Origin of the sequence: Kitasatospora sp. NPDC093558 (assembly GCF_040683475.1) — a bacterium.
Classification (GTDB): domain Bacteria; phylum Actinomycetota; class Actinomycetes; order Streptomycetales; family Streptomycetaceae; genus Kitasatospora.
Genome location: NZ_JBFBDY010000187.1, coordinates 1 through 11,853, shown reverse-complemented (window position 1 = coordinate 11,853; position 11,853 = coordinate 1). Strand labels below are relative to the sequence as shown.

General features: G+C 74.5%; 12 protein-coding genes and 1 pseudogene. 4 read left to right on the top strand and 9 right to left on the bottom strand.

Annotated elements, in window-relative coordinates; translation table 11 throughout:
* A pseudogene (locus AB0O00_RS19075) lies at positions 1-220 on the bottom strand (hypothetical protein); the annotation flags it as partial.
* 235 nt (positions 221-455) lie between these two features.
* Here AB0O00_RS19075 and AB0O00_RS19070 point away from each other — a divergent pair.
* Positions 456-1,475, top strand: coding sequence for a hypothetical protein (locus AB0O00_RS19070; RefSeq protein WP_363653222.1), 1,020 nt, complete (start codon positions 456-458; stop codon positions 1,473-1,475).
* Positions 1,476-1,554: 79 nt separating this feature from the next.
* Here the strand turns inward: AB0O00_RS19070 and AB0O00_RS19065 are convergent, their stop codons facing one another.
* Positions 1,555-2,133 (bottom strand): GNAT family N-acetyltransferase, encoded by a 579-nt coding sequence (locus tag AB0O00_RS19065; protein ID WP_363653220.1) that lies wholly within the window; start codon positions 2,131-2,133, stop codon positions 1,555-1,557.
* A gap of 89 nt (positions 2,134-2,222) precedes the next feature.
* Between AB0O00_RS19065 and AB0O00_RS19060 the strand changes: the two genes are divergently transcribed.
* Entirely contained in the window at positions 2,223-2,759 is a 537-nt protein-coding gene (locus tag AB0O00_RS19060; RefSeq protein WP_363653218.1) for a GNAT family N-acetyltransferase, read from the top strand.
* A 45-nt stretch (positions 2,760-2,804) separates the two neighbouring features.
* On the opposite strand, the gene AB0O00_RS19055 is transcribed toward AB0O00_RS19060, so the two are convergent.
* The 4 genes from AB0O00_RS19055 to AB0O00_RS19040 all read right to left on the bottom strand — a co-directional run bounded on the left by AB0O00_RS19055 (position 2,805) and on the right by AB0O00_RS19040 (position 7,187).
* Positions 2,805-3,449: a TNT domain-containing protein gene (locus tag AB0O00_RS19055; RefSeq protein ID WP_363653216.1), complete on the bottom strand. Its 645-nt coding sequence runs from the start codon at positions 3,447-3,449 to the stop codon at positions 2,805-2,807.
* Positions 3,450-3,570: 121 nt separating this feature from the next.
* Positions 3,571-4,956: a geranylgeranyl reductase family protein gene (locus AB0O00_RS19050; RefSeq protein ID WP_363653214.1), complete on the bottom strand. Its 1,386-nt coding sequence runs from the start codon at positions 4,954-4,956 to the stop codon at positions 3,571-3,573.
* Positions 4,957-5,099: 143 nt separating this feature from the next.
* Positions 5,100-6,047, bottom strand: a complete 948-nt coding sequence (locus tag AB0O00_RS19045) for an ABC transporter substrate-binding protein (protein WP_363653212.1) — start codon at positions 6,045-6,047, stop codon at positions 5,100-5,102.
* 801 nt (positions 6,048-6,848) lie between these two features.
* Positions 6,849-7,187: a Yae1 family protein gene (locus AB0O00_RS19040; protein ID WP_363653226.1), complete on the bottom strand. Its 339-nt coding sequence runs from the start codon at positions 7,185-7,187 to the stop codon at positions 6,849-6,851.
* Positions 7,188-7,338: 151 nt separating this feature from the next.
* On the opposite strand from AB0O00_RS19040, the gene AB0O00_RS19035 reads away from it, so the two are divergent.
* Positions 7,339-7,566, top strand: a complete 228-nt coding sequence (locus tag AB0O00_RS19035) for an LPXTG cell wall anchor domain-containing protein (protein WP_363653224.1) — start codon at positions 7,339-7,341, stop codon at positions 7,564-7,566.
* A gap of 92 nt (positions 7,567-7,658) precedes the next feature.
* Here the strand turns inward: AB0O00_RS19035 and AB0O00_RS19030 are convergent, their stop codons facing one another.
* The 3 genes from AB0O00_RS19030 to AB0O00_RS19020 all read right to left on the bottom strand — a co-directional run bounded on the left by AB0O00_RS19030 (position 7,659) and on the right by AB0O00_RS19020 (position 11,106).
* A complete protein-coding gene (locus AB0O00_RS19030; RefSeq protein ID WP_363653211.1) occupies positions 7,659-8,768 on the bottom strand; it encodes an ionic transporter y4hA in 1,110 nt (369 codons plus the stop codon).
* A gap of 80 nt (positions 8,769-8,848) precedes the next feature.
* Entirely contained in the window at positions 8,849-10,348 is a 1,500-nt protein-coding gene (locus AB0O00_RS19025) for a serine/threonine-protein kinase (protein WP_363653209.1), read from the bottom strand.
* Entirely contained in the window at positions 10,345-11,106 is a 762-nt protein-coding gene (locus tag AB0O00_RS19020; protein ID WP_363653207.1) for a serine/threonine protein kinase, read from the bottom strand. The genes AB0O00_RS19025 and AB0O00_RS19020 overlap by 4 nt, the downstream gene beginning before the upstream one ends.
* A gap of 298 nt (positions 11,107-11,404) precedes the next feature.
* Between AB0O00_RS19020 and AB0O00_RS19015 the strand changes: the two genes are divergently transcribed.
* Complete coding sequence (locus AB0O00_RS19015) at positions 11,405-11,827, top strand: hypothetical protein (protein WP_363653205.1); 423 nt, start codon at positions 11,405-11,407, stop codon at positions 11,825-11,827.
* The last annotated feature ends 26 nt before the right edge of the window (positions 11,828-11,853 follow it).

Below are 11,853 nucleotides of genomic sequence, written 5' to 3'. Positions count from 1 at the left end.
CGTACACGGCGTGTTCGGCGGCGCCGCCGACGAGGTCGAGGGCGGCCCGCACGGGGTCGCTCCCGGGGGTGGTCACGGTCAGCGCGGGCGCCCCGGCGGGGCCGGGGCCGGTCAGCACGACCGTCCAGCCGCGGGCGGCGCACTCGCGCGGGAGGTCGGCGGCACCGGTCCGCGCGGAGCGCCAGTCGGTGCCGAAGAGTGCCGTCGAGACCACGGTCATGGCCCACCGATTCCCTTCCGGAACCCGTGCGCGGCCGTGGGCCGCACACGGAATGCGCCCTTCCAGGTTAGGCCTCCGCCCCACCCTGCGCGCTGCCGGCCGGCCTCCGGTTCCGAAGCGGGGAACGTGCACCGGAAGTCGGCCGGGCCGACTTCTCGTGCGGCTGCCGGAAATCCGTTTGGCGCCCCGCCGGGGAGCCGGAATACTCCGCAGGGCCACGGACGGGGGAGGCTGCATGGCGGTGTTCGCGTGCGCGGGGTGCGGTGCCGAACTGACCGCCCCCGTCTCGCGGGTCGCGCTTCCGGTGCAGGCCCACCAGAGCTACGGGGACAGGTTCCTCCCGCCGCTGATGGAGCCCGGGACGTACGCCGTGGACCCCGAACCGTACGGCCCACCGTGGCGGTACGGGGACGAGACCGGGGCGGACGAACCGGCGGCACCCGGGGTGTACGCGCCGGTGGGCGCCGTGTCCTTCGGCCCGGCGGGCCACATCCTGCTGGCCCCGGGCAACACGCGCGGCACGGTCGTGATCCCCGAACGCTGCGACGGCTGCTGCGGCTCCGACGGCGGCCTCGGCCCGAACCTCGCCTGCGCCGCCTGCGGCCTGCCGGTCGCCACCCGGATCGACGACTGCTACCTCTGGCAGGCCGTTTGGCTCGCACCCGACGCCGTGCTCCGGCTGCCCGTCGACGGCCCTCCGCTGCCCGCCACCGGCTGGGAGTGGGCGGGGATCCCGCCGATCGATCCCACCGGGTACTGGAGCCCGCGGTGGGCGGCCGCCGTCGGGATCGCGCTGGCCCACGTGCTGGCGGCCTCCGCCGGCGCCCGGGTGGCCGTGCCCCGCGGGCTCCTCGCCACCGCCTTCGGCCCCACGCTCGACGCGCTGCTCCCGCCGGGCCCGCCGGTGCGGACGCTCGCCCTGGCCGGCCCCGGACTGCCGGCGCCCGGCGCGGACCTCGTCCTCGTCCCCCGGCACCCGGTGACCGGCGAGGTGTGGCGGCCCGACGGCCCGGCCGCGGCGGTGCCGCTGGACGCCGAGGTCTGGGCCCACCTGGCCTTTCCGGACGGCGGCGCCCGCATCCCCGCGACGGGCGGGCTGCCCGCGGGTGTCCAGCGCGACGACCCCCTCCCGCCGAGCCCGCCGGCCGGCTTCCGCCCCGACCGCGCGCTGTTCGTGCACACGCTGGCCCGGCTCCCGGCCGTCCGCGAGCCGTGGCTGCGGTCGGTATACGACAAGGCCCGCGGCCGGTACTAGACGACCTCGGCAGACGGCCCGTCAACCGGTGCCGGGGGGCGGCGACCCGGCCCCGGACCGGAGCGGACCGCTCCGCGCGTCACCAGGGGTCGGCGGCGAGGCGGGCGTGGAGGTGTTCGTCGAAGTACTCGCCGCCCTTGTGGCGGTAGGAGGCGCGGAGGGTGCCCTCGTAGGGGAAGCCGGAGCGTTCGGCCACACGGCAGGAGGCTTCGTTGCCGACGGCGTGGGCGATTTCGATGCGGCGCGCGGCGGCGGTCTCCACGCCCCAGCGGGCGACGGCGGTGGCGGCGCGGGTCGCAAGGCCGCGGCCGCGGGCGGCGGGGAGGAGCCAGTAGCCGATCATGGCCAGTCCGTCCTCGCGGTCGCGCCAGTACAGGGCGACGTTGCCGCGCAGGGTGCCGTCGGCGGCGTCGGTGATCGCGAAGGCGCCCGTGCGGCCCTCGGCCCACGCTTCGTCGCAGCGGTCGAGGTAGGCCTCGGCGGCGGCCGGGTCGTCGGTGCCCAACGGGGTATAGGCGAGGATCAGCGGTTCGGCCGCGGCGGCCACGAGGGCCGGGACGGTGCCGCCCGGCAGGTCGAGGGAGCGGCCGAACGGGCGCAGCACGACGTCCCCGAGGTCGAGGACGGTGCGCCGGAAGGTCCGCTGGTCGGTGCTCATCCGACCTTCCTACTCCGCTTCCCGCCCGGCCCGCCAGCGGTTTTACCGGGGCCCGGCGCGGGCCCGCCCGGCCGTGCGAGGATCGGCGGGTGATCGAGCTACTGACGGCCCGCACGGCCGAGTTGGACGCATCCGCGCTGGGCGAGGCCCGGGCCCTGCTGTTCGAGGTCTTCGGCGCCGACCTGACCGAGGCCGACTGGGAGCACGCGCTCGGCGGGGTGCACGCGCTGCTGCGGGAGGACGGTGTGCTGATCGGGCACGCGGCGGTCGTGCCGCGGGTGTTCCGGCACGACGGGCGGCAGCTGCGGACCGGGTACGTCGAGGGCGTCGCCGTCCGGGCCGACCGGCAGGGGCGCGGGCACGGCTCGGTGCTGATGGGCTCGATCGCGGGCCTCGTCCAGGGCGCGTACGAGCTCGGCGCGCTGAGCTCGTCGGACGCCGCGGTCGAGTTCTACCGCAACCGCGGCTGGCAGCAGTGGCGCGGCCCGCTCGCGGCGATGACGCCGCACGGCGAGGAGCGGCCGACCCCGGACGAGGAGGGCGGGGTGTTCGTCCTCCCCGCCACCGCCCCGCTGGACCTCACCGGCCTGCTGACCTGCGACTGGCGCTCCGGCGACCTCTGGTAGCACGCGGGGCCCGCGCCCCCGCCGGGCCGGCCTTGAAGATCAAGATCAGATCCGGGCCAGGTAGCCGTTGTCGACGAGCCAGAGCACGTTCAGCTTGGCCGGGCCGCCCGGCACGAGCGTCGCGTCGAGCTGGTACTGCAGGCCCCAGCCCGGCTGGTTGAACCACGGCGCGATCGGGCCGGCGTGCACCGTGAACTCCTTGACCACCTTGTAGTCGTGGTAGTTGCAGCCGGCCGCCGGGTTCCCGTCGAGGCTCTGCGGCGGTATCGCGCGGTTCTCGTAGGGCAGGCCCTCGGGGGCGAGGAAGGCGCCGTACTCGCTGCCGTAGCGGTCGATGTTCTCGTTCGGGTGGAGGGTGAGGTCGAACTCGACCGGGCTGCCGTCGGGCAGCGTGACGAAGCCGTCGGCGGGCGGGTACTTCCAGCCGCCCTTGCCGCCGTTGGCGGTCGCGTCCCAGTACTGGGCGAGGAAGTCGCGGTCGCTCGCGCCGCCGGTGCGGTGGTAGCCGTCGACCTGCTCGCCGACCGGGCCGCTGGTCGGCAGGTCCTGCGGGCCGAGGCGGGCGTCGCCGTCGTGGAAGGCGGCGGAGCACTCCCCGGCGGGAGTGGCCCGGTCGGCGGCGACGGCCGGGACGGTCAGGGACAGGGCCGCGGCCGCGGCGAGGGGGGCGACGAGCAGGCGAAGGCGCACGGGGTCTCCGTCATCAGGGGGGATTTCGGCACCCAGGCAAGCGGATCATCTGACCATCCGTCAATCGAAGGTCGGCAATGACCCGCCGAAGCCCCTGCTTTCGGCCAATCCGCCCGCTCGTTCACCTCCCCGGCGCGACCCTCCCGATCAGGTGGAGCAGGCGGTCGAGCGAATCCTTCGCGTTGGGCTCGGTCAGGTTGACCATGAGCCGGAAGGCGACGTTGAGCAGCGCCGGGCGACCGAGCCCGGCCGCGCCCGCGGCGGCGAGCAGCTTCGGGCGGCCGAGCAGGTCCGCGGCGAGGCGCCCGAGCGCGAAGTAGCCGGCGTAGGCCGAGCGCAGCGCCTGCGGGTAGGCGCGCAGGGCGAGTTCACGGCCGCGGTCGGTGCGGCGGGCGAGCGCCTGGACGATCGTCTCGGCGGCGTAGCGGCCGGACTCCATCGCGTAGGCGATGCCCTCACCGGTGCCGGGGCTGACCGTGCCGCCCGCGTCGCCGATCAGCAGCAGGCCGTCTGCGTAGTGGGGCTGCCGGTTGAGGCCCATGGGCAGGGCGGAGCCGCGGACCGGTTCGGTGACGGCGTCCGCGCGGTACGCGTACTCGGGCGGGAGCGCCTCGCACCAGCGGCGCAGGAGCTCGCGCCAGTCGAGGTCGATGCCGGCGGTGTCGAGCACCCCGAGGCCGACGTTGGCCGTGCCGTCGCCCATGCCGAACACCCAGGCGTAGCCGGGCAGGAGGCGGTGGCCGGGGTCGGTGGGGTCGCGCAGGTCGAGCCAGGCCTCCAGGTAGCGGTCGTCGTGGCGCGGGGTCTCGAAGTAGGTGCGGTAGGCGACGCCCATGGCGCGGTCGGTGCGGCGGTAGCGCTTCATGGCGAGCGAGAGGCGGGTGGAGTTGCCGTCGGCGGCGACCACGACGGGGGCGTGGTAGCTGACGGGCCTGCGGTCGTCGCCGAGCTTCGCGGTGACGCCGGTGATCCGGCCGCTGCGCTCGTCGACCAACGGGCCCGCCACGTTGGCCCGTTCGACCAGCCGGGCGCCGGCCGAGGCGGCGCGGCGGGCGAGCAGTTCGTCGAAGTCGGCGCGGCGGCGCACGGCGCCGTGGCCGGGGAAGGCGGAGAGCTCGGGCCAGTCGAACTCGATCGTGCGGCGGCCGGCGACCAGGCGCAGTCCGCGGTTGTGCAGCCAGCCGGCGTCCTCGGAGACGTCGATGCCGAGGTCGGTCAACTGCTTGACGGCACGCGGGGTCAGGCCGTCGCCGCAGACCTTCTCGCGGGGGAAGGCCGACTTTTCGAGGAGGAGGACGTCGAGCCCGGTGCGGGCGAGGTGGTAGGCGGCGGTGGAGCCGGAGGGGCCGGCGCCGACCACGATGACGTCCGCGCAGTGCTCCGTGCGGGCGGGTCCGGAGGCGGGGCTGGTGGCGGGTCCGGAGGCGGAGCCGGGGCCGGTGGCGGAGCCGGGGCCGGGGACGGGGCCGGGTCCTGGGGCGGTCGACTGCTGCTCTGGGCCGGGCATCGCGCACTCCCACGGGTCTGATCGGCTGCTGGGTCGGCGGACCCGACGATAAAGAACCGCCGCCACCCGCCGCCGCCCGACACGCGGTCCCGCCCCGACGACCGGTCAATACCGGCCACCGGGGCGGGACCTGGGCTGTCGGGTCAGAGACCGCCGTTGACGACCGTGCTGGCGACGGCGCCAGGGGTGACGTTCCACTTGGCGACGATCTTGTCGTACCCGCCGCCGAGGATCACCTGGTCGAGCGCCTTGGAGACGACGTCCCGCAGCACGGCGTTGTCCTTGGCGACGGTGATGCCGTACGGGCCGGACTGCAGGAAGTGGGTGTTGGCCAGCTGGAACTTGCCGGTCCTGGCCGGGGTGGTGGTGTTGTACTGGGCCACCGGGTAGTCGTTCAGGTCGGCGACGGCCGTGCCGTTCGCGACCTCGGCGAGGGCCTGGTCGTCACTGTCGAAGCGGTCGACCTTGAGCTGCTTGCCGGTGCGCGGGCAGGCGGCCTGCTGCCGGGTGGCGAAGTCGTCCTGGAGGGTGCCGCGCTGGACGGCGACGGTGTGGCCACACAGGTCGTCGACGGTGGTGAGGGACAGCTGGCTGCCGGCCTTGACGACCATCGACGTGCCGGTGGTGAAGTAGTCGACGAAGTCGACGCCCGGGTCCGCCTGGTGGCCGTCGTCGGCGGCGCCGAGCTGGCGCTGCTTGGTGTCGATCACGGCGGACATCGCCAGGTCGATCTTCTTGGCCTGGACGGCCGGGATCAGCTGCTCGAACGGCAGGTCGGTGAACTCGACGCGCAGGCCGAGGTAGTCGCCGACGGCGGCCGCGATCTCCGGGTCGAGCCCGGCCGGCTTGCCGTCGGTGTCCCGGAAGTCGACCGGCGGGTAGTGGAGGTAGGAGCCGATCCGCAGGACTCCGGCGGCCTTGACCGCCTGGGGGAGGCTCGCGCGCAGGTCGGCCTGGGCGCCGGGATCGGCGGCGCCGCTGCCGCAGCCGGTCAGCAGGAGGCCGCCGGCGCCGAGGACGGCGGCGGTGCGCAGCGGGAGGGAGAGGGGGTGGCCGGAAGGGCCCTGGGCAGGGTTGAGGGTGCGGTGCATCGCGATGCGTCTTCTTCGCAGGAGGATTGCGGGCAGGGAGACGCCGCGCCGGAGTGGCTGCCGGGGTACGCAGTGCGGACCTCGTCGCCGTGTGCCCGGATCGGGCCGCCCCGGGGTACGGGGGGCGGCCGGTCGGCGGAGGTCCGCCGTCGGGGGCGGTCGGGGTCATCCTCGCACCCCGGGCCGGGCGCGTGTACGGCGGGCCGCATCGCGGGACGGACACCGCTTCACCACAACCCGGTGATCCGATCGTTGTAGCGGACTAATCGGAAGTCACCGTCGAATTCGGACAAGTGACACAAACGCTGCTTGCGCCGAAACCGCTGGTGAGGGACCTTTTGCGCACCTCCCATCCTACGTTTTCGGCCATGTGGCCGAGAACCGCCGATGGTTCCCTCCGCCACCGTGCAGGCTCGTCCCGGCCTGCCGCACCCGATGGAACGCCATGCACATCCGCTCCACCGCCGCACGCTCGCTCGTGGCCGTCCCGACCGCCGCCGCGCTCATGCTGCTCGCCCCCGCCGCCCACGCCGCCCCCGGCGGCAAGAACGCCCCCGGCAACAACGGCACCGTCAAGATCCACGACGCCGCCACCGGCCAGGAGGACACCCGCAACGAGCCCAAGGTCTGCACGTTCTACCTGGACTCGTTCGGCTTCGACGCCAACCAGGACATCGTCTGGATGATCGCCGAGGTCCACGGCAACGACGAGACGATGGTCGCGTACGGCGACCTGCCGGTCGACGCCAACGGCGACGTCCGCACCGACGACATCAACCTGCCGGACGGCCACTACAAGCTCTACTGGGCCGCCATTGAGCTGGTCAACGGCGAGATCCCGGCCGACGACCCGGCGCTGGACAACCCGAAGCACAAGGTCTTCAAGGTCGACTGCGGCGGCACGACCCCGTCGAAGGGCCCGACCGCGGTGCCGAGCACCCCGGCCACCGGCAAGCCCTCGGACAAGCCGAGCGAGAAGCCGAGCGACAAGCCGAGCGACAAGCCGTCGGAGAAGCCGAGCGGGAAGCCCTCCGAGAAGCCGTCGGACAAGCCCTCGGACAAGCCGTCCGAGAAGCCCTCCGAGAAGCCGAGCGACAAGCCGTCGGACAAGCCCAGCGACAAGCCGACCGCCCCGGCCACCAAGCCGGCCGAGTCGCCGTCGCCCACCGCCGCGCCGACCACCCCGGCCGCCGGCGGCCCGACCACCGGTGCCCCGACCACCGGCGCCCCGGCGACCGGCCCGGCGACCGTCCCGAGCGGCTCGCCGTCGGCCCCCGCGCCGACCGCCACCGTGCCGGTGCAGACCCCGTCCGCCCCCACCCCGGTCAACCCGGCCAAGCCGCTGATCGTCCCGGCCAAGGTCAGCGTCCCGACGCCGATCAAGGGCGCCCCGGCGGCGAACGGCCCGAAGCTGGCCACCACCGGTAGCGACGGCACCCTGCTGTACGCGGGCGTCGGCACCGCGCTGGTCGTGGGCGGCGCCGCCCTCGTCTACGCCCGCCGCCGCCGCTCCGCCTGAGCGGTCCCGCGGATACGGTGAGTCCCCGGCGCCGCCCTCCCACAAGGAGCGGCGCCGGGGACTCTCCTACACGTTCGACGGCCGGCGGCTCGTCACGGGTTCACCGCGAGGACGACGTAGGCGGACAGGATCGCCATGTGCACCGCGCCCTGGAGGGGAGTTGCGCGGCGCGGGATGACGGTCAGGGTGCCGACCACGACGGTCAGGGTGAGCAGCACCATGTGGGCCGGGTCGAGGCCGAGGTGCAGCGGGCCGCTGAGCCAGGTCGACGCGATCGCGACGGCCGGGATGGTGAGGCCGATGCTGGCGAGCGCGGAGCCGAGGGCGAGGTTGAGGCTCGTCTGCACCCGGTTGCGCAGGGCTGCGCGCAGCGCGGCGATCGTCTCCGGCAGCAGCACCAGAAGCGCGATCACGACGCCGACGACGGAGGCCGGCAGCCCGGCGTCGGACACCGCCGACTCGATGGTCGGCGACACGCCCTTGGCGAGGCCGACCACCGCCACCAGCGCGACGCCGAGCAGCAGCAGGCTGACGGCGGCGGCGCCGACGGTCGGCGGGTCGGCGTGCTCGTCCCCGTCCGCCTTGTCGAGCACCCGGCCCTCGGCCGTCACGGGCAGGAAGTAGTCCCGGTGGCGCACGGTGAGCGTGGCCACGAACAGCCCGTAGACCACGAGCGACGCGGTGGCCGCGAAGGCGAGCTGGGTGGTGGAGAACTGCGGGCCCGGGGAGCTCGTGGTGAAGGTCGGCAGCACGAGGCTCAGGGTGGCCAGGGTCGCGACGCAGCCGAGCGCCGCGCCGGTGCCCTCGGCGTTGAAGACGGCGGTGCGGTACTTGACCGCGGCGACCAGGATGGACAGTCCGAGGATGCCGTTGCAGGTGATCATCACGGCGGCGAAGACGGTGTCCCTGGCCAGGGTGGCGGCGTTGTCGCCGCCGTCGGCCATCAGCGTGACGATGAGCGCGACCTCGATGACCGTGACGGCCACCGCGAGGACGAGTGATCCGAGGGGCTCCCCGACCCAGTGCGCGATGACCTCGGCGTGGTGGACGGCGGACAGCACCGCACCGGCGAGGAAGCAGGCGACGACGCCCACCACCCAGCCGGGCAGGTCGCGGTGCCAGGTCAGGACCAGGACGAGGAAGGCCAGCAACGGAACGACGACGGTCCATTGCGCGGTGACCGCACGGAACTTCGTGATCATGCCGCGAGGATCCCAGACCGGCCGTCGCCCCGCCGGGTGCCCGCGCCGGTCCGCCGGGGTATTCGTCCCGCTGTGCCCGGTCAGCCGCCGTAGTCGTGCAGGTACCCCAGCACCCGGTCGACGTGGGCCCGGACGCGGTCCGGGACGCCGCCCGCGGCGGCCACGGTCTTGTCGCTGGTCCGGTACGCCGCGGCGACGAGGGCGGGCAGGTCGTGGGTGAAGCCGTGGTGCTTTATCTGCTGGTCCAGCCAGCACACGTAGTTGCCCATGGCGGCGATCGCGTCGCCGGGGTCCATGTAGTCCTTGGGGCCGGGGTGCGCCGCGGCCTTGCTCCAGGCGTTGAACACCGAGGGCGTCCACATCGCGATGCCGTACTCGCCGGTCTCCGGGCGGGCGGCGTTCGGGTCGAAGCCGCTCTCGGCCTTGAGCATCGCGGCCAGCAGGACGGGCGTGACCTCGGGCTCGGGGCAGCGCCGGGCGGCGTCCTCGATCATGCCGCGGTAGGCGGCCGGGACGTCGGAGCCGGCCGGGATCGCGCCGGGCAGCGGCGGGGGCGCGCCAATCGACCCGGTGCCAGTCGGCCCGGTGCCGCTCGGCTCGGGGCGGCCGGTCAGGGCGAGGACGACGAGGACGCAGGCGGCGAGCCCGGCGAGCGTCGCCCGGCGCAGCCGGCGGGCGCCGGTGCGGGCGGTGGCGGCGGCGACCAGCGCGGCGAGGTCGGCGCGGGCCCGGTCCTCGCGGTCGGCGGCGAGGCACGCGGTGACGGCGGCGCGCCAGCGCCCGGGCAGGGCCTCGTCCAGCCGCAGCGGCGCGGCGCCGCGCGCGTACGCCTGGGCGGCGAGCGAGCGGGCGCGGGCGGTGGCGCCGAGGAACGGGTGCAGGCCGCCGGTGAGCACCTGGTGGGCGAGCACGCCGAAGGCCCAGACGTCGGTGCTGGGGCGCAGGGCGACGCCGCGGGCGCCGGTGCGTTCGGACCACCACTCGGGCGGGACGTGGTCGGGCGAGCCGAGCGGCGGGGCGTAGGCGTGGGTGCCCTCCAGTTCGGCGGTGAGGCCGAAGTCGGCGAGCTTGGCGGTACCGTCGGGCATGAGGAGGACGTTGGCCGGTTTCAGGTCCCCGTGGACCCAGCCCGCGCGGTGCATGTGGGTGAGGCCGGCGCAGACCTGGGTGAGGATGCGGTCGGCGCCGGGGACGGGCCGGCCGGGGCCCGCGGCGGCGAGGACGTCCTGGAGGCTGCGGGCGGCGCGTTCCATGACGAGGGCGAGGGCGCCGTCGAGCGCGGGGTGGGCCGGGTCGTCGACGGTGGCGACGGCGAGGGTGCGGATCAGGTGCGGGTGGTCGGCGCGGCTGCTGAAGCGCAGTTCGCTGTGGGCGACCTGGGCCATGGCGCCGCGCTGGCCGGGGCTGAGCCGGGCGGGGCCGAGGAGCTTGACGGCGGCCTGGGCGCCGTCGGGGCCGCGGGCGGCGTAGACGCTGCCCCAGGCGCCGGCGCCGAGGAGTTCGCCGATCCGGTAGCCGGCCACCGGGTAGCCGTCCGGCACGTCGACGGGCCGGTGCCCGGGGCGGGCGGCGGGGCTCACGGCCGGGCGGCCGGGTGCCGGGGCGGGAGCAGAGCCAGGTGTTCCTCCCGGACGAGGTCGAACCTGAGGGCGAGGGCGGCGAGTTCCTCGCGCTTGCCGCCGCCGCGGTCGTCGTCGAAGGGCTCGCGCAGCCGCAGCTTCGTGAACACCAGGTAGTCGATGTGGTAGTTCACCGCCGAGCGGGTGAGGCTGCGGCAGGAGGGCAGGGCGCGCAGTCGCGTGACGACGTCGGTGGCGCCGGGCACGGTGGCGGCGGAGGGCGAGCGCAGGCGGGGTTCGCAGAGGGCGAGCAGCACGAGGAAGTACTTGGCGGTGGGGTCGAGGGCGAACGGGCTGACGGTGCGTTCGCCCTCGGCGCCGTCCGACTCGCCGTCCAGGTAGGCGTGTTGGGGGGCGAAGACCTTGAACGAGGCGGGTTCGCCGAGGGCGGGCAGCAGGACCCGGGAGAACTCGAACGGCACGGGGGCGCCGAGCCGGCCGGGCGCGACCTTGACGTGCTCGCCGGCGCCTTCGAGGTTCTCCACGACGTAGGTGGCGGTGGCGGAGAAGTTGGAGAGCCGCCAGTAGTCCTCGGCCGCGGTGATCTCGCCGGCCCGCCGGGAGACGCCCTGGTCTGGCAGCGGGATGGGAACGGCCCGGCCGGGCTCGCCGCGCCCGAACACCGCCGTCTCGCCGGGGCCCATCCGCAGCAGTCCGGGCCGCCCGCCGGGCGCCACCGCCGTTGCCCGGTCGGGCAGTTGCACGATGACCGTGTCCACGCGCCACCTCCGTGGGTCGGGTCGATGGTATCCGTCCGATCCGGCCCCACGGCAAGCCGCCACCCGGACGAGTGAACCGGCACACGACCAGCACGTTTCATTGACTGTTCATCACATTCGCAGGAGACATCGCCACAACGTCGATATGTCCGCACACTGAACGTTCGGGCACGACATTGCAGCATGTAGTTGAACGGTCACCATGAGTGTGACGGACGACACATGGGGCGCCGCCACAATCCGTGCAAGACTCATCTCACCCCGTGAGATTCCCTTTGTTTTCAAGGAGGTTGAGATCATGCGCGCTCGGATCGCAGCTGTGATGGCGACGATGGCAGGGATAGCGGCGTTCACCGCCGGGCCTGCCACGGCCGCCACGGCCGCCACGGCGACGTCCGAGAACACCCCGGTGGCGTGCGCCGCCGTGCTCAATCACCCGTGCGTCTGGCAGGAGACGGACGTCACCGGCGTCGCCGGTGTCGCCCAGGTCTCCGCCGACCCGGGGCAGCTGACGCTCGTTCAGGTCGAGGTCAGGGCGCAGAAGGCGTGGGGCAGCCCGTGGGAGACGGTCGCGACTGCGGCGACCGTACGCCTCGGCTCCGCCAAGGCGGTCACCCCGCGCGTCGTCAGCACCAACCTGAAGATGGTCTGCGCCACCGCCGGCCCCGCGCTGGACGTGGCCAAGCAGGTCACCACCTGTACGCACCCGTTCGCCGGCTGAACCGCCGAACGGACGGTCCCCCCGGG